We start from the raw sequence: 18890 nt of genomic DNA, 5'->3' as shown, positions 1-18890 counted from the left end.
CAGCTCCTTACGCCGGATCTTTCACGGCCTGTGCAGGCTGCTGGGCAGCGGCACCGGCGGATGCTTGTTGTTCGAAGTGATAACGACCGGTGTGCAGACTGGACGGCCCCAGTCGGGCAAAGCGGATCATCAGATACATTTCGGCCACCAGCAGCAGCGTATAGAAACCGATAAAACCGGCCAGACTCAGGTACAGATCGCCCACGGAACGGGTCGACACCGCCAGATGCGTCGGCAGCACTTCACCGATGGCCCATGGCTGACGACCGAACTCCGCCACAAACCAGCCCATTTCACAGGAAATCCACGGCGCCGGCAGACAGATCAGCAGTGCTTTCAGCAGCCAGCGTTGTTGTTCCACGTTGTGATGAATGCTGTACCAGAACGACATGGCGATCAGGAAGAACATGGTAAAGCCCAGTGCCACCATGATGCGGAACGTCCAGAACATAGGCGCCACCTTTGGAATGGTGTCTTTTGCCGCCTGTTTAATCTGTTCTTCCGTGGCGTCCACCACATCGTTGGTGTAACGCTTGAGCAGCAGGCCATAACCCAGGTCGTCTTTCAGGGCGTCGAAGGCGGCGATCACATCCGGTGCTTTGTCGCCGGCACGCATTTTTTCCAGCAAGGCGTACGCTTCCATACCGCGGCGGATACGCTCTTCGTGCTCGACCAGCAGATCTTTAATACCGGTCACTTCTTCGGTCACCGAACGGGTGGCGATCAGACCCAGCGCACCCGGAATTTTAATGGCGGCGTGGGTTTCCATGTCGTCCTGACTCGGGAAGCCAAACAGGGTGAAATCCGCCGGCGGGGTTTGCGTTTCCCACTCGGCTTCGATGGCAGCCAGTTTGGTTTTCTGTACGTCACCGATTTCATAACCGGATTCGTCGCCGAGAATAATCACCGACAAAATAGAGGCGAAACCGAAACTCGCTGCAATCGCAAACGAGCGGCGGGCGAACGGCAGATCGCGTTTTTTCAGCATGTAATACGCCGAAATGGCCAGCACAAACATAGCGCCGGTGACATAACCTGCGGATACGGTGTGCACGAATTTCACCTGCGCGACCGGGTTGAAAATGAGCTCGGCGAAGCTGGTCATTTCCATGCGCATGGTCTGGTAATTAAATTCCGCCCCCACCGGATTCTGCATCCAGCCGTTGGCAATCAGAATCCACAGCGCAGACAGGTTAGACCCCAGCGCCACCAGCCAGGTCACCATTAAATGCTGCACCCGGGTGAGACGGTCCCAGCCGAAGAAAAACAAACCAATAAAGGTCGATTCAAGGAAGAAGGCCATTAAACCTTCAATCGCCAGCGGCGCACCGAAAATATCGCCCACATAATGCGAGTAATACGCCCAGTTAGTACCGAACTGGAATTCCATGGTCAGACCTGTGGTCACGCCCAGGGCAAAGTTAATACCGAATAACTTGCCCCAGAATTTCACCATGTCCTTGTAAACCTGCTTGCCGGTCATGACATAGGCAGATTCCATAATGGCCAGGATAAACGACATCCCGAGGGTGAGTGGTACAAACAGGAAGTGATATAGCGCGGTAATTGCAAACTGCAGCCGCGATAAGTCCACCAGACTTTCACTGATCATTGCTGAGCCTCCGATTGCGGGGAACTGGATTGAAAAGACGTTTGAGAAGATAAGCCTAACTGCTGTGCAACAGCGTCCTGCGGATCGGTTAATTCCACAGGGTCAGAAAAAAACAGCGCTTTAATAACAAAGATAAGTGCCAGTTTGATGACCAGCACAGCCGCCAGCTCGCGCACCAGCGGAATAGAAAACACAGAACGACGCTCAGCCATGCAGGCCTCCCGATTCCCTGTCAGTGACGGCCAGCGCTTTTTCCTGCGCCAGCGAACTGATGCGGATGCCTGACACGGTTTCTCCCGGGTGCAGAATCGTGTCGTCCGGGAAATTAAGAAGCGGCAGCATACAGGAGGAATCCCCGTTCTGCGCTGCGTTTAATTGTCGCAGGGAAAACGGCAACAGCCACCCGCCACTGAATAAATGGCCGTCAGCGACATACGCCACCTGCCCACCGGCGGCACTGACAAAGCATTCGATATGGCTTTCGCCCAGCGGCAGCACAAGACCCGCCGCCATCTGCGCCGCGTCAGGGCGCTCGCCGGGCAGAGCCGCCCATTCAGCCTCGGCGTGAACTGAACTGCGGGTGCTGAGCACATACAGATTGTGCAGGCCACGCATGCGGATCACGCGCATATATTCACCGACCAGTGCCGCCACCGGATCAATCAGCGCACTGCGGCGGGAAACTGGCTCCACCAGCAGATAACTCAGCGCACCCTGCGTTTCCCATTGCTTTACCCGAACCATGCCTGCCACCGGACGACGAATCTTTCAGGCTGCTGAGCAAGGAGCAGGCCAATCAGCGGCGGCAAAGACAATGAGCCACTCGTTGTCTGGTCGAGCCGCATGATTACACGGCTGACGCCAAGCCGGCGGGCGTCGCAGCACAGCACTCTGCGCGGGCTTAAACCGCCCGCGACGGCTAAAACCGAATCACCGGCTTTACAGATGACAGCTGCACTGCCAAATTTGGCACACGCCCTGACAGGAATGACGTTCATGTCCACCGATCCGCGTTACCGCTCGCTGCCCGCCATCTCCTCACTGCTCGACGCCATTGCCGAGCCGGCCATCCTGATGAACCGGGATTACGAAATCTGCGCCGCCAACGAGGCGTATCGCCGCACGTTCGCCACCGATCAGGCGATTCTGAACCGGCATTGTTATGAGGTATCGCATGGCTACCGCGTGCCCTGCGATCAGGCCGGCGAAACCTGCCCGCTGCGCCAGTGCCTGGACAGCGGTCAGCGTCAGCGCATTCTGCACATTCACAACACGGCCAAGGGGCGTGAGCATGTGGATGTCGAGCTCAGCCCGATCCGTGACGACGACGGCGAGATTCAGTTCTTTGTCGAGATCATGCACCCGGTCAACCACGGTGAGCGCCAGTTTGAAAAGCAGATGATCGGCTTCAGCCCGGCCTACACCCACATGCTGGAGTTGCTCAGCCGCGCTGCCCCGAGCGACATCAGCGTCCTGCTGCTCGGCGAATCCGGCTCCGGTAAAGAACTGGCCGCCCAGTACCTGCACAGCCACAGCCACCGCGCGGCGAACCCCTTTGTGACGGTTGAGTGCTCCGGCCTGACCGAAAGCCTGTTTGAAAGTGAATTATTCGGTCACGAGAAAGGCGCCTTCACCGGCGCCACCCACCGCAAACCCGGTCTGGTCGAAGCCGCCCGCGGTGGCACCCTGTTTCTGGACGAGGTCGGCGATATTCCGCTGCCGATGCAGGTAAAGCTGCTGCGCCTGATCGAAACCGGCAGCTATCGTCCGGTGGGCAGCATCACCCAGAAACAGGCTGACTTTCGTTTGATCTGTGCGACCCACCGCGACCTGCCGCAAATGGTGCAGGACGGCAGCTTCCGCCGCGATCTGTACTACCGCATCAGCCCTTTCCCGGTGGCTCTGCCCTCGCTGAACGAGCGGCAGGCCGACATAGTGCCGCTGGCCACGCACATGCTTGAGCAGCTCAGCCGCAAGCGCCCGATGCAGCTGTCGGACGCCGCCTGCGACTGGCTCATTCAACGGCGCTTTCCCGGCAATATCCGCGAACTGCGCAATCTGATTGAGCGGTCTATCCTGTTGTGTGATGGCAATGTGATCGAGCCCGCGCACCTGGGGCCCGATGGCTTTGCCGACCCGGACCTGATGCCGGACGTACTGCCGGCAGGTGACATTGTGGCGCTGAACGACCTCGAGGCTACCTACCTCAGTCGTATTGTCAGCCGCTATCAGGGCGATAACAGTACCCTGGCCGCGCAACTTGGCGTCAGTGAACGGACCTTGTACCGCAAGCTGAAAGCCCTGCGCGACGGTCAGTAGCATGTAAATATATGACGACTGTGTCACCAATCCGGGTTCATCTGCAGCAGGATTTGAGCCAGAATATGGATAAAATGCTCAGCTATTAAACTCAGGGATGACCACACGCCGGAAGGAACTCCGGGCACCGCACGCAGCGGGGTTCTGTGTCGTCACCCTATTTTGGATTCGACATCATGGCAGCGGAACTGCGCGAGAACCCGAGATTTTCTACGTACATCGATGCCCAGCTGACGATTGCCAGCGGCGAGAGTTATGAGTGCCAGATTGCGGACTATTCGCAAACCGGCATGCATCTGCTCTGGCCCCATCAACCCCCGGTTGATACCACAGGCATTCACACGCTGGCTCTGGATCTGGACGGCGAGAAAATCCGCGTCGCGGTGCAGTGGGTTTACTGCAACGAGCAACACGCCGGTATTCATCTGCAAAAACAAGACGACCAGTTATTCCTGAAGCTGCAGGAATACAACCAGAAGCACCGCAAAGGCAAAAAAATCACCGAGGCGCAGCGTAAGCAATACACAGGCGCCTTTCAGAAAGAAGTGGAAAGCCTGAGTGATAAGCTGCCGAAAAGCTGGCTGCCGGACTTTCTCGAAGCCACCTTTGAAAAAGCCAACCTCGCGCACAACACCGCCGAACAGCAACAATGGCTGCGGCTGGAGAAGAGCTGTAAGGAAAAAGCGGCCACTCTGCACCGCCACTTTGTCAGCAATGTTCAGCGACAATTCACCCGCTGGACCGAAGGCAAAGCCGAGTACAGCCCGGAACATGAACCCGCCACCGGCGAGCTGCGCCTGTCGCTGATTCAACAGGCCGACTTCGAAGACTGGCTGCTGTCGAAAGTGACCGCCTCGCACCTGCAATCGAAACTCGCTCACCTGACCTTCGAACTGCGCCAGCTGCTCGACACCCTGTCGGACGCGCCGGTGGAATACTGCTTCAACCCGATTGGTCCGGGCACCATCACCGAAGCCTTCCGTGAGGCCGTCGAACAACTGCAGCTGCCGGCCGAGGCCCGCACACTGGCGTTTGAAGTCTTCGAGCGTGTCGCCGGAACCCAGCTGCAGAACAGCTATCAGGTGCTGGTCAAACAAATCGATATTCCTCTGACCTTCCGCTATCGCCGCCCACCACCGGCACAGCCACAACAACAGGGCAGCTCAGGTGGTGCGGGCAATGGTTCCGGAAACGGCTCTGGCAATGGCAACTGGTCGGGGGACAACAACCCGGTCTCGCAGGCACCGGCGCGTGCTCAGCCGTCATATGCCGGCGGCGACTCGATGGAAAACTTCCAGCGCTATCAGCAGGAAGCCCGGCAGGCTTACGCCAATATCCAGAATCTGCTGAAGCTGCGTTATCAGCGCATCGATACCCTGTCGGAAGAAGTCCTGCCGGAAGCGCATCCGGAACAGGTTACCGAAGTGGTATCGACGCTGGCGAAAGACATCAGCCTGAGCGACGGCCATGTGCGCGAAGCGGTGGAGAAAGTCCTCGCCGAAAAAGACGTGAGTCTGCCGGCGGAGTCGCGCGACGCCATCGACACCCTCGAACAGGTGACTCAGCACCTGATGGCCAGCGAACAGGTCGCAGGCTTCGTAAAACCCTTTATTGAACAACTCGGCTGGCCGCTGCTGCGCCTGATGCTGCGCGACCCAAGTTTGTTGTTCAACCCGGAACACCCGGGTCGTCTGGTGCTCAATCAGCTCGCCAAGCTCGGCCAGCTGACCACCAACGGCGAAACACAGCTGGCCAAACGACTGGAAGGCCTGATCGATCCGATGGTGAAAAACATCGAGTCCGATGAGCACTCTCTGGAAGAGCTGCTGGAAAACCTGCAGGGTCTGGTCAACAGCGCCGAACGCAAAGCCAAACAGAACGCCGACCGTGTGGCTCAGGCCGCCGAAGGCGAGCACAAGCTGCAGACCGCACGGCAGAAAATCGAACACCTGCTGGGTAAAGACAGCGCCAACCGCACCCTGCCATCCTGCGTGGTGGAATGGCTGCAGGGCGGCTGGCAGCAGATGCTGACCTTACTGCTGCTGCGCGAAGGCCCGGACAGCAAACGCTTCCTGGGGGCGGTTAAACTCTATCGTCAGGTACTGGCGCTGTTCGCCCCGGGCAACAGCGGCCGGCGCGAACTGTTCGAGCGCTTTCAGCCCATGATGGATCTTGCCCGCGCCGAACTCGACCGCCTTAACGGCAGCCTGCCGGAGCATCAGCGCTGGCACGACGAAATTCTGAAAGCCGCCGAAGAACACCTGAATCAGGGTCATGTCCGCGAGGTGGTTGATCTGCCGGCGTTCGTGGCCAAGCCTGCCGAAATCGTACCGGAAGGCCGCGGCACCCGTCGCGCCCAGAACCTGCAGGTCGGCGACTGGCTTTTACTGGTAGAACAGGACCAGTCGGTTTCCATCGCCTGGATTGCGCAGGATGCATCGCGCTTTGCCTGCGTGAACCACAGCGGTATGAAGGTGGTCGATTTTACCCTCGCCCAGCTGGCCAAGGCCTTTGACGACGGCAGCGTGAAACGTCTGTACGAGCAGGAAGAATCCGCGGTCGACCGCGGCGTGGATAAACTGGTGCAACAGATTTACCGCGACCTGTCTGAGCAGGCGAATACCGACCCGTTGACCGGCCTCTACAACCGCCAGCACTTCCTGCGTCTGCTGGAAGAACGCCTGCAGGCCAGCCTGCGCAGTCCGATGCCAGCGACGCTGTGCATGCTGGACATCGACCAGTTCAAACTGATCAACAAAAACTACGGCGTAGACGGCGGTGATGCCTGTCTGCAAAGTGTGGCCGCCCTGCTGAGCGACGGCGAGAACAGCATTGCCGCCCGTATCGGCAGTAACGAGTTTGCCATCCTGTTCAACCAGAAGGACATCGAACAGGCAGAAGCTGCGGCCAAAATGCTGAAGAAAACGCTGGAAAGCACCAGCATCGACAGCAAAGAAGGACCGTTCCGCATTCATGTCAGCGTCGGTATCGCAACCCTGAATGCCGAACTGTCCGACGCCGCCGAACTGATTGAGCAGGGCGAGTCGGCCTGCCAGATGGCGAAATCGAAAGGCGGCAGCCGCATCGTGCGTTACGAGCAGGACGACGCCAGCCGTCAGCGCCACGACCAGTTTATGGTGTGGGGCAACAAGCTGAATCAGGCACTGTCCAATAACCAGCTGCAGGTGCTGTGTGTACCGGTCATGCCGATGCAGGACCGCCACAAAGGCCAGAAGCAGTACGAAGTGATGATCAGCATCCACGACGAAAATGGTTCGCAAATCCCGCCCATGGAATACCTGCAGGCGGCGGAAAACTTCAACCGCATGTACATGATCGACCGCTGGACCATTGAACAGCTGGTGCAGTGGCTGGCGGATCATCCGCAGGAAGCGAGCCACATTAACCGCTTTATTCTGCGCCTCTCCGGCCACGCTATTAATGACGACAGCCTGCTGGCGTACATTTTTGAACAGGCACGCGAAAAAGACGTGCCGGTTAAGAAACTCTGCTTTGAGCTGAACGAAACATCGGCGATCCGCAATCTGGAAGACGCCGCCGACTTCATGCACGAAATGCGCAGCCTTGGCTGTCAGTTCGTGTTGTCGGATTTCGGCACCGGGCAGTCGTCGTTTGAATATCTGAAGGTATTGCCGGTCGATTACGTCAAAATCGACAGCAGTTTTATTGCCGGATTACACACCAGCTCAGCGGACTATGCGCTGGTGAAGTCGATTCAGGAAATTGCCCACTTCATGGCCAAGAAAACCATCGCCGAACATTGTCCGAACAACAATGTCTGGGAAATTCTGCGCACCATTGGAATAGACTTTATCGTCGGCGAGCCGTCCCATCACCAGCCGCTGGAAAACCTCAGCGCCGCCTAGGCGGTGTCAGGCCCCAGCGGATAATCCGGCGCCTCGGTGAGCGTAATTGCTTCGCTGAGTGCCGCCGGGGGTTAATGAAACTGCAAGGACAACCGGTGTACAATCCGCGCTCCTTTTTGGCAGCCGGTTAATCTGCACGATGAAACTCCCCGTCAGCCTGTTTCTGCTGACCCTGCTCAGCGCCTGTTCGGTAGGTAATCTGCCGGGCAATTTGTCCCGATCTATGATGAACCAGGACGATCCTGCCGTGGTGGAGGCCGGTGCGCCGGCCTACCTGCTGCTGCTCGATGCCCTGATTCTGACCTACCCCGATAACGAAGACTTCCTGGTGTCAGGCGCCCGCCTGTATGGTGCCTATGCCGGCGTATTTGCCCAGAATCCGGATCAGGCCAAGCGCATGGCTGATAAAGCCATGGGCTACGCCCGCCGCGCCCTGTGCGAATACGACGAAGATGCCTGCACCCTGATCGACGGTCCGCAAGAGCAGATCCGCCCGGCACTGGACGAAGACTACGATGAAGACGACGTGCCTGTGTTCTACGCCATGGCGGCGGCGTGGGCTGGCTGGATTCAGGCCAACAGCGGCGACTGGAACGCCATTGCTCAGCTCGGCAAAGTGAAGACGCTGATGGAATGGGTGGCGTCGATTGATCCGTCCTACGACAACGCCACCGTGCAGGTTTACCTCGGTGTGCTGGAAACCCAGATTCCGCCGTCACTGGGCGGGAAGCCCGAGGTTGGCCGCGAGTACTTTGAGACCGCGGTGCGCCTCAGCGACGGCCACAATCTGATGGCCAAAGTGCTGTGCGCCAAACAATACGCCCGCCTGATGTTCGATCAGGAACTGCACGACCAATTACTGAAAGAAGCTCTGGATGCCGATCCGCATTACGAAGGGCTCACACTGATCAACCGACTGGCCCAGCAACAGGCAGCTGTTCTGCTGGCCGGGTCTTCTGACTATTTTGAGTGAGATAGTATGAAACTGCTGACCGCACTGGCTCTGACGCTGAGCCTGCTTAGCCCGATGAGTCAGGCTGCACCAACCACCCTGAAAATTGCCACCATTGCACCGGACGGTACCGGCTGGATGAAGCTCATGCGCCAGGCGGCGGATGACATCAGCAAGGAAACCGAAGGCCGCGTGAAGATCAAATACTTCCCGGGCGGCGTGCAAGGTACCGACAAGGCTGTACTGCGTAAAATGCAGATCCGCCAGCTGCAGGGCGGTGCCCTGTCCACCGGTGCCATGGCACACATCACCAACGTGACCCAGCTCTACAGCCTGCCATTCACCTTCCGCAATCTGGACGAGATCCGTGCGATCCGCCCTCAGTATGACCAGTACATCGCCAATGCGCTGAAAGACCAGGGCTATGTGCTGCTCGGCCTGTCCGAAGGTGGCTTCGCGTATCTGATGTCCGACAGCCCGCTGAAAACCTCTGACGATGTACGCGCCAAAAAAGTCTGGGTACCGGAAGGCGACATCATCAGCCAGACCATTTTTGAAAACGGTAACGTTGAGCCGATTTCCCTGCCGGTGTCCGATGTGTACACCAGCCTGCAAACCGGCCTGATTGACACCATCGCGGCCAACCCATCGACCACCATCGCCCTGCAGTGGCACAGCAAGCTCAAGTACGCCACCGACTTCCCGCTGGTGTTCCTGTTCGGCATGCTGATTGTTGATGACCGCGCTTTCGCCACCATCAGCGCGGACGATCAGGCGACCGTGCGCCGTCTGATGGCAGACGCGTTCCATTCAATGGATCTGCAGAACGAGAAAGACGAGCAAGGCGCCCGCGCGGCCCTGCAGCAGAATGGCATCAGCTTTGTTGAACTGTCCGCAGCTGATCACGTTGCCTGGAACCAGCTGGCCAAAGACGCCGTCGCCGCACTGAAAGAAAAGAGCGTGTACCCGGTGGATCTGTACAACCAGCTGCAGAGCAGTCTGGAGTCTTACCGTCAGCAGCTGGCGAAGACTCAGTAATCATGAAACGCCTGCTGACTGTACTGCACCGCATTGAAGACGGTGTTCTGGTGGCCCTGTTACTGGCCATGATTCTGTTAGCGGGCGTCGATATTCTCGCCCGCACCCTGTTTGGCGGCGGTGTTGTCTGGGTTCAGCCACTGCTGCGCGTGATGGTGCTGTGGATCGGCCTGCTGGGCGCCCTGCTGGCCACCCGCACCCGCGAACACATCGCCATCGACCTGACCAGCCGTCTGGCAGGCCCTGCGCTTAAGCGGGTGCTGGCGGTGATCACATCCGCTTTTGCGGCTTTCGTTTGTGGCGTTATCGCCATCAATGCCAAAGAGTTTGTGAAGCTGGCCTACGAGTTCGGTGACGTTGCCTTCGCTCAGGTTCCGGCCTGGCCTCTGCAACTGATCATTCCCATCAGTTTCGCTCTGATGAGCCTGCGCTTTGCCGTTCAGGCACTTGCCGCCGCGGCCGGTCGCCAGCAGGAGGAAGCCGCATGAGCATTCTGATGCCGGCCCTGTTGTTACTGCTCGCCATTGCTGGCGCACCTTTGTTTACCGTGATTGCGGCCAGTGCCTTATGGGGCTTCTACCAGTCGGACGTGGATCTGCAGACCATCGCCATTTCCATTTTCCAGATTGCTGAAATGCCAGTACTGATTGCGATCCCACTGTTTACCTTCGCAGGCTACCTGCTGGGTGAATCGAAGGCGCCGCAGCGTCTGGTGCGCATTACCGACGCCTTCCTTGGCTGGATGCCGGGCGGCCTGGCAATCGTCGCGCTCGCCGCCTGTGCGCTGTTTACGGCCTTTACCGGCGCCTCTGGTGTCACCATCGTTGCTTTGGGCGCCCTACTGGTTCCCGCGCTGGCTAAGGCTGGTTACAAGGAGTCCTTTAATCTCGGTCTGGTGACGACGTCGGGCAGTCTGGGTCTGTTGTTCGCGCCGTCTCTGCCGCTGATTCTGTACGGCGTCGTGGCGCAGCAGATGGCACTGGAAACGCCGGTGAGTATCGACGACCTGTTCCTGGCGGGTTTACTGCCAGGCACCCTGATGCTGGTTGCACTGTCACTGTACAGCGCCTGGCAATCGCGCGGCCTGCAGCGTGACCATCACCCGTTTGACAAAGCAGAAGCCTGGGCGGCGATTAAAGATTCGGCCTGGGAAATTCCGCTGCCAGTAGTGGTTCTGGGCGGCATCTACAGTGGTTTGTTTGCAGTATCAGAAGCTGCAGCCCTGACCGCATTTTATGTGTTGATTGTCAGCGTCGTGATCCGCCGGGAAATCAGCTTCACCAAACTGCCGGTTGTGATGCGTGATTCGATGAAGCTGGTCGGCGCCATTCTTCTGATTCTCGCGGTCTCCATGGCCTCCACCAACTACATGATTGATGCAGGCATTCCGGAACAGATTTTCGCGGCGATTCAGTCAAAAATCAGCGACCCGTTCACCTTCCTGCTGTTGCTGACCCTGTTCCTGCTGGTCCTGGGGATGATGCTGGATATTTTCTCGGCGATTGTGATCATGATCCCGATCATCCTGCCGATTGCGGTGGAATACGGCATTCACCCGATTCATCTGGGCATTCTGTTCCTTGCCAATATGCAGCTGGGCTATTTCACACCACCTGTGGGCATGAACCTGTTTATCGCCAGCTTCCGCTTCAACAAGCCGGTGATGGATCTGTATAAGGCCACCATCCCGTTCTTCTTTATCCTGCTGGCCTGTGTTCTGGTGATCACCTACTGGCCGGGACTGAGTCTGGCGTTCCTCTGACAATGCCATGACGAATCTTTACCGCTCCTTGCCCGAACTGACAGGGAGCGGCGCTACTATGGACATCAGTAAGGTTCTTCTCTCTCTTCCTTACCTTCTCCATGAGCGAAATTGATGGGTTAGCGGGCCACCAGGCCCGCTTTTTTTATGCCCGCTATCCCTGCCATAACCCGTTAGGCACGACCGCTCACTGACCCATTGCCTGTGGCGAACAAGCGTACCCTCCAGAGCGAGCAGAGCCGTTACCATCAGGCGATTGACCGACCAATACAACGGTCCAAACGCGGGGCAAAAAAAAACCCGCAGCCTTCGCAGGCAGCGGGTTTCTTTTGCTACTGATCTTACTCAGCAGCGTCGTCAGCTACTTCAACAGCCACGGTGTTAACCGGACGGTCTACCAGCTCTACGAAAGCCATAGGCGCGTTGTCACCAGCACGGAAACCGCACTTCAGAATACGGATGTAACCACCCGGACGAGTCTGATAGCGTGGGCCCAGATCAGTGAACAGTTTACCTACTGCTTCTTTGCTACGGGTACGAGCAAAGGCCAGACGGCGGTTAGCAACTGAATCAACCTTAGCCAGGGTGATCAGTGGCTCAGCTACGCGACGCAGCTCTTTCGCCTTTGGCAGAGTAGTCTTGATAATTTCATGCTCGAACAGGCTCACGGCCATGTTCTTGAACATGGCTTGACGGTGTGCGCTGGTACGATTGAAGTGACGACCACTTTTACGATGACGCATGGTTTAATTCCTTAACTAACTGAACGTTCAGCTTACGCGAGAACTTTATCGTCGTTGCGGAGGCTGGCTGGTGGCCAGTTCTCCAGATGCATACCCAACGACAGTCCACGGGAGGCCAGAACGTCTTTGATTTCAGTCAGAGACTTCTTACCTAAATTAGGAGTCTTCAACAGCTCTACTTCTGTACGCTGGATCAGATCACCGATGTAGTAAATGTTTTCTGCTTTCAGACAGTTGGCAGAGCGAACGGTCAGCTCCAGATCGTCCACAGGACGCAGGAGAATCGGATCGATCTCTTCTTCTTCACGAACCGTTTCAACGACTTCGTCGTTTTCCAGGTTCACAAAAATAGCCAGCTGCTGTTGCAAGATGGTCGCGGAACGGCGGATCGCTTCTTCCGGGTCGATGGTGCCGTTGGTTTCCAGATCGATAACCAGCTTGTCCAGGTCAGTACGCTGTTCCACACGCGCAGAATCTACGCTGTAAGACACACGCTTAACCGGGCTGTAAGTGGCATCCAGCTGGAGTTTGCCAATCGCCTTGGTCTCTTCGTCGTTCTGGTTACGAGCTTCAACAGTCTCGTAGCCACGTCCGGAAGCGACTTTCAGGGTCATTTTCAGCTCTGCGCCTTCGCCCAGATGAGCGATAACGTGAGATGGGTTGGCAATATCAACACCATGATCCAGTTGAATATCGGCAGCTGTCACAGTAGCCGGACCAGTTTTGGTCAGGCTCAGGATTGCTTCGTCACGTTCATGTAATTTGACCGCAACACCTTTCAGGTTGAGCAGGATTTCAATTACGTCTTCCTGAACACCTTCGATCGCGCTGTACTCATGCAGAACGCCATCGATTTCGCATTCAACGATCGCGGCACCCGGCATAGAAGACAGCAGGATACGACGCAATGCGTTGCCCAGAGTGTGGCCGAAACCGCGCTCAAGCGGCTCCAGTGTCACTTTGGCGTGGGTATTGGATACCTCATCCACCTGGATGTGACGAGGAGTCAAAAATTCATTAACTGCACGCTGCATAGCTGCCCCTTAAGTTCCTCTAGATTACTTAGAGTAAAGTTCCACGATCAGGTTTTCGTTGATCTCGGCTGGGAGATCAGCGCGCTCAGGAACTGCTTTGAAAGTCCCTTCCATCTTGCTTGCATTAACATCGATCCAGCCGCAGTCAGAACGCTGACCTGACAGTTCCAGAGCGAACTTGATACGACCCTGATTCTTCGCCTTTTCGCGAACAGTGATCACATCGCCGCCCTTAACACTGTAAGACGCAACGTTGATGGTTTTGCCATTCACAGCGATTGCTTTGTGGCTAACCAGCTGACGTGCTTCAGCGCGGGTAGAACCGAAGCCCATGCGGTACACAACGTTATCCAGACGGGATTCGAGCAGTTGCAGCAGGTTCTCGCCGGTAGCGCCTTTACGACGTGCGGCTTCTTTGTAGTAGCTGCGGAATTGTTTTTCCAGGATACCGTACAGACGACGCACTTTTTGCTTTTCGCGCAGCTGCAGACCGTAGTCAGACAGACGACCGCGACCAGCACCGTGAACGCCTGGTTTGGTTTCCATTTTGCATTTTGAGTCTAATGCGCGTACACCGCTCTTCAGGAACAGGTCAGTTCCTTCACGACGGGACAGTTTGCACTTAGGACCAATATAACGTGCCATTCTTCAGCCTCCTTATACGCGACGCTTCTTAGGTGGACGACAGCCGTTATGTGGGATCGGGGTAACATCAGTGATGTTAGCGATCTTATAACCACATGCGTTCAGAGCGCGGACTGCTGATTCACGACCAGGACCTGGACCTTTAACTTCAACGTCCAGATTTTTCAGACCGTACTCTTTTGCGGCTTCACCGGCACGCTCTGCAGCGACCTGAGCGGCGAAAGGAGTGCTCTTACGGGAACCACGGAAACCAGAACCACCGGCAGTAGCCCAGGACAGAGCATTACCCTGACGGTCGGTGATGGTCACAATGGTGTTGTTAAAAGAGGCATGGATGTGGGCGATGCCGTCCACTACCTGCTTTTTAACCTTCTTCTTGGTTGATCTTTGTGGCTTAGCCATTTTCAAATCCTGCTTTTAATATCAACACTGCAACAAGTCGAATGCAGCTACACTAAAAGTCCGACTGTAAGTATTACTTACGGATCGGTTTGCGCGGACCTTTACGGGTACGGGCATTCGTTTTAGTACGCTGACCACGAAGTGGCAGACTGCGACGGTGGCGGATACCACGGTAGCAAGCCATATCCATAAGACGCTTGATGTTCATCTGCACTTCACGACGCAGATCACCTTCAACCGTATATTTAGCTACTTCGTTACGAACAACATCCAGCAGTTCTTCGCTCAGCTCACCGATTTTGGTGGTCTCAGCGATGCCAGTAGCGGCACAGATTTGCTGGGCAGTAGTCTTACCAATGCCATAGACATAGGTCAGAGAAATCACTGCATGCTTGTTGTCAGGAATATTGACACCGGCAATACGGGCCATGTCTAACTCCGTTACACTTTACTTGATGAAAGGGCGCAAAATACTACAGGTGGCTCAACAATAAATCAAGCCACCCAGAGTATTCACGCCCGACCTTGTCGGGGGATTAGCCCTGACGTTGTTTGTGCTTGGGATCTGAACAGATCACACGCACACTGCCGTTACGGCGAATGATTTTGCATTCACGGCAGATTTTTTTAACAGACGCACGTACTTTCATGACAGTCTCCTAAATCTGGCTCAGCGGGCTGAGCCAAAATTCTTCAGGTTTGCTTTCTTCATCAGCGATTCGTACTGGTGTGACATCAGGTGCGATTGAACCTGAGCCATAAAGTCCATTACGACCACCACTACGATCAACAGGGACGTGCCACCGAAGTAGAAGGGTACATCTGCGGCCACAACGAGAAATTGCGGCATCAGACACACAGCGGCGATATACAGGGAGCCGAACAGAGTCAGGCGACCCAGAACACCGTCGATGTATTTGGCAGTCTGAATTCCTGGGCGGATACCCGGAATAAAGGCGCCAGATTTCTTCAGGTTCTCAGCAACGTCTTTCGGGTTGAACATCAACGCCGTGTAGAAGTAGCAGAAGAAAATGATCCCGGCAGCAAACAGTACGATGTACAGCGGCTGGCTAGGCGCCAGAGCCATACTGATGTCCTGCAGCCATTCCATACCCTCACCCTGACCGAACCACTGACCCAGAGACGCTGGGAACAGCAGCAGAGAAGAAGCGAAGATTGCTGGAATTACACCGGCCATATTCAGTTTGAGTGGCAGGTGGCTGGTTTGGGCAGCGAACATTTGACGTCCCTGCTGGCGTTTTGCGTAGTTGATGGTAATGCGACGCTGACCACGCTCTACGAAAACAACGAAACCAATCACCACTACCGCCAGTACGGCGATAGCCAGAAGTACCACAATATTCAGGTCACCCTGACGCGCAGACTCGAAAGCCTGACCAATTGCACTCGGCAAGCCAGCAACGATACCAGCGAAGATCAGAATGGAGATGCCGTTACCGATACCACGCTCGGTAACCTGCTCACCCAGCCACATCATGAACACTGCACCCGCCACGAAGGAAGGTACTGCGGCGATGTAGAAGCCGAAGCCGGTTGCGAAGGTAACGCCCTGGCCGGCAAGGCCGGCCGAGACGCCGAAAGCTTGCACAGTCGCCAGAATCACAGTCCCGTAACGGGTGTACTGCGTAATCTTGCGACGGCCTGCTTCGCCTTCTTTTTTCAGTTGCTCAAGCTGCGGACTCACCGCGGTCAGCAATTGCATGATAATGGAAGCGGAGATGTAGGGCATGATGCCCAGCGCCAGAATACTCATGCGCTCCAGTGCACCACCAGAGAACATGTTGAACATCTCCAGGATAGTACCCTGATTCTGTTCAAACAGACGCGCCAACGCTTCCGGATTAATGCCCGGCACCGGGATATGGGTGCCAATCCGGTATACCACAATTGCCAGGAACACGAAGCGGATGCGAGACCAGAGTTCGGTCAGTCCGCTCTGCATGCCCTGTGGGAGTCCTTGCCTTGCCATTAGTCTTCGACCTTTCCACCGGCTGCTTCAATAGCAGCTTTAGCGCCTTTGGTAACTTTCAGACCTTTTACAGTCACAGCCTTGGTAACTTCACCAGACAGAATCACGCGAGCTTCTTTGATTTTCTCGCCGATTACGTCTGCGGCTTTCAGTGCTGCCAGATCAACAACTTCACCTTCTACCAGACCCAGTTCGCTCAGACGGATCTCAGCAACAAAAGCGGCCTTGTGAGAGAAGAAGCCGAACTTCGGCAGACGACGATGCATAGGCATCTGACCGCCTTCGAAGCCAGGGGCAACTTTACCGCCGGAGCGGGATTTTTGACCCTTGTGGCCACGACCACAGGTTTTGCCCAGACCAGAACCGATACCGCGACCAACGCGCTTACCGGCAGGCTTGGAACCAGGAGCTGGGCTCAATTCGTTGAGACGCATATTACTCCCCTTCAACCTTAATCATGTATTGAACTTGATTGATCATGCCGCGTACGGAAGGAGTATCTTCCAGAACAACGGTGTGACCAATGCGACGCAGTCCCAGACCTTTCATAGTCTCGCGGTGCTTCGGCAGTTTGCCGATAGTGCTGCGGATCTGGGTTACTTTTACGGTTTTGTTAGCCATAACGAATTACCCCAGGATGTCTTCTACAGACTTACCGCGCTTAGCAGCAACTTCTTCCGGAGACTTCATCTGTGCCAGTGCATTGAAGGTTGCACGCACAACGTTTACCGGGTTGGTTGAGCCGTAGCACTTAGCCAGTACGTTTTTAACACCAACCATTTCCAGAACGGCACGCATTGCGCCACCGGCGATGATACCGGTACCTTCTGAAGCTGGTTGCATGTAGATCTGTGCGCCAGAATGACGGCCACGGACCGGGTACTGCAGTGTGTTGCCGTCCAGCTGAACGGTAACCATGTTACGTTTGGCTTGTTCCATTGCTTTTTGAATAGCAGTTGGAACTTCGCGGGATTTACCGCGACCGAAACCTACACGGCCGTTACCGTCGCCCACAACAGTCAGAGCGGTAAAGGCGAAAATACGACCACCTTTTACCACTTTGGCTACGCGGTTAACCTGAACCAGCTTTTCCTGCAGTTCGCTTTCGTTACGTTCTACACGTTCGTTATTTGCCATGATCTTTACCCTTAGAATTCCAGGCCGTTTTCACGAGCCGCGTCAGCCAGAGCTTTTACACGACCATGGTATTTGAAACCGGAACGATCAAATGCAACTTTGGTGATGCCAGCGGCTTTCGCACGCTCAGCGATCAGCTGACCAACTTTGGTCGCAGCATTCACGTTACCAGTGGTTTCAGTGCGCAGATCGGCTTCTACAGTAGAAGCAGTCGCCAAGACAATAGCGCCATTGGCAGAGATGATCTGAGCATAAATGTGTCTGGGCGTACGGTGAACGCACAGACGGACCGCGCCTTTCTCACGGATATTTACGCGAGTTTTGGCGGCACGGCGCAGACGAGCTTTTTTCTTCTCATTCATGGCCTAGACCTTACTTTTTCTTGGCTTCTTTACGACGCACGTTTTCATTAGCATAACGAACACCCTTACCTTTATAAGGCTCTGGTGGACGATAGCCACGGATTTCGGCGGCAACTTGGCCGACCTTCTGCTTGTCGATACCCTTGATCACGACTTCAGTCTGACTTGGAGTTTCAACAGAAACGCCTTCAGGCAGGGTGTAATCAACAGGGTGGGAGAAGCCCAGTGACAGATTCAGGACGTTACCGGTTGCTTTGGCACGGTAACCCACGCCCTGCAGTACCAGTTTCTTTTCAAAACCTGCGCTTACACCGGTAACCATGTTGTTTACCAGTGCACGGAAAGTACCAGCCAGAGCATTTGCCTGCTTGTCGCCAGTCTTTGGAGCGAAGGTCAGAACGCCGTCTTCCTGCTTGATTTCAACAGCAGAATGAACGTCCAATTCCAGTTGACCCTGCTTGCCTTTGATGGCGATCTTGCGATCAGCCAGCTTTACTTCTACGCCGGCAGGGATTTTTACGGGAGCTTTTGCTACGCGAGACATCGTGATTCCCCTTAGAACACAGTCGCGATAACTTCACCGCCTACGCCAGCTGCACGAGCGGCACGGTCAGTCATTACGCCTTTGGAAGTGGAAACGATAGCAACGCCCAGACCTGCCTCAACTTTTGGCAGTTCGGTAGCGCCACGGTACTGACGCAGACCAGGGCGGCTTACGCGCTGGATACGTTCAATAACCGGCTTACCTTCGTAGTATTTCAGGTCGATGCTCAGAGTCGGCTTGGCCGCTTCATCGACAGAAAAACCACTGATGTAACCTTCGGCCTGCAGCACAGCGGCTACAGACTTCTTGATCTTAGAAGACGGCATGCTCACAGTCGCATGACCAGCTTGCTGGGCATTACGAATGCGGGTGAACATATCCGCCAGCGTATCTTGCATACTCATTTAATAATTACCTCTGTTGTACAGCGCTCCCCTCCCGGTTCTACCCGGAAGGGGAAATT

The 18890-nt window shown here is 55.8% G+C and carries 23 protein-coding genes; 6 read left to right on the top strand and 17 right to left on the bottom strand.

Features of this window, described 5'->3' with window-relative positions:
- Nucleotides 1–7: 7 nt before the first annotated feature.
- Genes ACQUQU_RS00260 through ACQUQU_RS00245 form a run of 4 tightly spaced genes read right to left on the bottom strand, consistent with a single transcriptional unit; the run spans nucleotide 8 to nucleotide 2610 of the window.
- On the bottom strand, nucleotides 8–1612 hold the full coding sequence (locus tag ACQUQU_RS00260; RefSeq protein WP_430461248.1) for a cytochrome ubiquinol oxidase subunit I: 1605 nt from the start codon (nucleotides 1610–1612) through the stop codon (nucleotides 8–10).
- Nucleotides 1609–1824, bottom strand: coding sequence for a cytochrome oxidase putative small subunit CydP (gene cydP / locus ACQUQU_RS00255; RefSeq protein ID WP_430461247.1), 216 nt, complete (start codon nucleotides 1822–1824; stop codon nucleotides 1609–1611). Before cydP ends, ACQUQU_RS00260 begins: the two co-directional genes overlap by 4 nt.
- On the bottom strand, nucleotides 1817–2356 hold the full coding sequence (locus ACQUQU_RS00250; RefSeq protein ID WP_430461246.1) for a hypothetical protein: 540 nt from the start codon (nucleotides 2354–2356) through the stop codon (nucleotides 1817–1819). Before ACQUQU_RS00250 ends, cydP begins: the two co-directional genes overlap by 8 nt.
- Entirely contained in the window at nucleotides 2344–2610 is a 267-nt protein-coding gene (locus ACQUQU_RS00245) for a hypothetical protein (RefSeq protein WP_430461245.1), read from the bottom strand. Before ACQUQU_RS00245 ends, ACQUQU_RS00250 begins: the two co-directional genes overlap by 13 nt.
- On the opposite strand from ACQUQU_RS00245, the gene ACQUQU_RS00240 reads away from it, so the two are divergent.
- The 6 genes from ACQUQU_RS00240 to ACQUQU_RS00215 all read left to right on the top strand — a co-directional run bounded on the left by ACQUQU_RS00240 (nucleotide 2609) and on the right by ACQUQU_RS00215 (nucleotide 11570).
- Complete coding sequence (locus ACQUQU_RS00240; RefSeq protein ID WP_430461244.1) at nucleotides 2609–3931, top strand: sigma-54 interaction domain-containing protein; 1323 nt, start codon at nucleotides 2609–2611, stop codon at nucleotides 3929–3931. The genes ACQUQU_RS00245 and ACQUQU_RS00240 overlap by 2 nt on opposite strands.
- A 146-nt stretch (nucleotides 3932–4077) precedes the next feature.
- A complete protein-coding gene (locus ACQUQU_RS00235; RefSeq protein WP_430461243.1) occupies nucleotides 4078–7818 on the top strand; it encodes a DUF1631 family protein in 3741 nt (1246 codons plus the stop codon).
- A gap of 139 nt (nucleotides 7819–7957) precedes the next feature.
- Nucleotides 7958–8791: a TRAP transporter TatT component family protein gene (locus ACQUQU_RS00230; protein ID WP_430461242.1), complete on the top strand. Its 834-nt coding sequence runs from the start codon at nucleotides 7958–7960 to the stop codon at nucleotides 8789–8791.
- A gap of 6 nt (nucleotides 8792–8797) precedes the next feature.
- Complete coding sequence (gene dctP, locus ACQUQU_RS00225; RefSeq protein WP_430461241.1) at nucleotides 8798–9808, top strand: TRAP transporter substrate-binding protein DctP; 1011 nt, start codon at nucleotides 8798–8800, stop codon at nucleotides 9806–9808.
- Between the two features lie 2 nt (nucleotides 9809–9810).
- Nucleotides 9811–10296, top strand: coding sequence for a TRAP transporter small permease (locus tag ACQUQU_RS00220; protein ID WP_430461240.1), 486 nt, complete (start codon nucleotides 9811–9813; stop codon nucleotides 10294–10296).
- The gene (locus tag ACQUQU_RS00215) at nucleotides 10293–11570 is read left to right on the top strand and encodes a TRAP transporter large permease (RefSeq protein WP_430461239.1); all 1278 of its coding nucleotides are present in this window, start codon (nucleotides 10293–10295) and stop codon (nucleotides 11568–11570) included. Before ACQUQU_RS00220 ends, ACQUQU_RS00215 begins: the two co-directional genes overlap by 4 nt.
- Before the next feature lie 341 nt (nucleotides 11571–11911).
- On the opposite strand, the gene rplQ is transcribed toward ACQUQU_RS00215, so the two are convergent.
- The 13 genes from rplQ to rpsH form a co-directional block, all read right to left on the bottom strand.
- Entirely contained in the window at nucleotides 11912–12313 is a 402-nt protein-coding gene (gene rplQ / locus ACQUQU_RS00210) for a 50S ribosomal protein L17 (RefSeq protein ID WP_430461238.1), read from the bottom strand.
- A gap of 32 nt (nucleotides 12314–12345) precedes the next feature.
- Nucleotides 12346–13347: a DNA-directed RNA polymerase subunit alpha gene (locus ACQUQU_RS00205; protein WP_430461237.1), complete on the bottom strand. Its 1002-nt coding sequence runs from the start codon at nucleotides 13345–13347 to the stop codon at nucleotides 12346–12348.
- Nucleotides 13348–13371: 24 nt separating this feature from the next.
- Nucleotides 13372–13992, bottom strand: coding sequence for a 30S ribosomal protein S4 (gene rpsD / locus ACQUQU_RS00200; RefSeq protein ID WP_430461236.1), 621 nt, complete (start codon nucleotides 13990–13992; stop codon nucleotides 13372–13374).
- A 12-nt stretch (nucleotides 13993–14004) separates the two neighbouring features.
- The gene (gene rpsK / locus ACQUQU_RS00195) at nucleotides 14005–14394 is read right to left on the bottom strand and encodes a 30S ribosomal protein S11 (protein ID WP_228345685.1); all 390 of its coding nucleotides are present in this window, start codon (nucleotides 14392–14394) and stop codon (nucleotides 14005–14007) included.
- Between the two features lie 73 nt (nucleotides 14395–14467).
- Nucleotides 14468–14824 (bottom strand): 30S ribosomal protein S13, encoded by a 357-nt coding sequence (gene rpsM, locus ACQUQU_RS00190; RefSeq protein ID WP_430461235.1) that lies wholly within the window; start codon nucleotides 14822–14824, stop codon nucleotides 14468–14470.
- 106 nt (nucleotides 14825–14930) lie between these two features.
- On the bottom strand, nucleotides 14931–15044 hold the full coding sequence (rpmJ, locus tag ACQUQU_RS00185) for a 50S ribosomal protein L36 (RefSeq protein WP_145466704.1): 114 nt from the start codon (nucleotides 15042–15044) through the stop codon (nucleotides 14931–14933).
- Between the two features lie 20 nt (nucleotides 15045–15064).
- Nucleotides 15065–16384 (bottom strand): preprotein translocase subunit SecY, encoded by a 1320-nt coding sequence (gene secY, locus ACQUQU_RS00180; RefSeq protein ID WP_430461234.1) that lies wholly within the window; start codon nucleotides 16382–16384, stop codon nucleotides 15065–15067.
- On the bottom strand, nucleotides 16384–16818 hold the full coding sequence (gene rplO / locus ACQUQU_RS00175) for a 50S ribosomal protein L15 (RefSeq protein WP_430461233.1): 435 nt from the start codon (nucleotides 16816–16818) through the stop codon (nucleotides 16384–16386). The genes secY and rplO overlap by 1 nt, the downstream gene beginning before the upstream one ends.
- A 1-nt stretch (nucleotide 16819) precedes the next feature.
- Complete coding sequence (rpmD, locus tag ACQUQU_RS00170) at nucleotides 16820–17005, bottom strand: 50S ribosomal protein L30 (RefSeq protein ID WP_430461232.1); 186 nt, start codon at nucleotides 17003–17005, stop codon at nucleotides 16820–16822.
- 6 nt (nucleotides 17006–17011) lie between these two features.
- Complete coding sequence (gene rpsE, locus ACQUQU_RS00165) at nucleotides 17012–17521, bottom strand: 30S ribosomal protein S5 (protein ID WP_430461231.1); 510 nt, start codon at nucleotides 17519–17521, stop codon at nucleotides 17012–17014.
- A gap of 11 nt (nucleotides 17522–17532) precedes the next feature.
- Nucleotides 17533–17883 (bottom strand): 50S ribosomal protein L18, encoded by a 351-nt coding sequence (rplR, locus tag ACQUQU_RS00160; protein ID WP_430461230.1) that lies wholly within the window; start codon nucleotides 17881–17883, stop codon nucleotides 17533–17535.
- Nucleotides 17884–17893: 10 nt separating this feature from the next.
- Nucleotides 17894–18427 (bottom strand): 50S ribosomal protein L6, encoded by a 534-nt coding sequence (gene rplF / locus ACQUQU_RS00155; RefSeq protein ID WP_430461229.1) that lies wholly within the window; start codon nucleotides 18425–18427, stop codon nucleotides 17894–17896.
- An 11-nt stretch (nucleotides 18428–18438) separates the two neighbouring features.
- Entirely contained in the window at nucleotides 18439–18831 is a 393-nt protein-coding gene (rpsH, locus tag ACQUQU_RS00150; RefSeq protein WP_430461228.1) for a 30S ribosomal protein S8, read from the bottom strand.
- Nucleotides 18832–18890 lie beyond the last annotated feature (59 nt).

Source organism: Thalassolituus sp. LLYu03, assembly GCF_050507655.1.
GTDB lineage: Bacteria > Pseudomonadota > Gammaproteobacteria > Pseudomonadales > Oceanobacteraceae > Venatoribacter.
The sequence above is the reverse complement of the archived record's forward strand: the minus strand, read 5'-3'. Positions and strand labels throughout refer to the sequence as shown.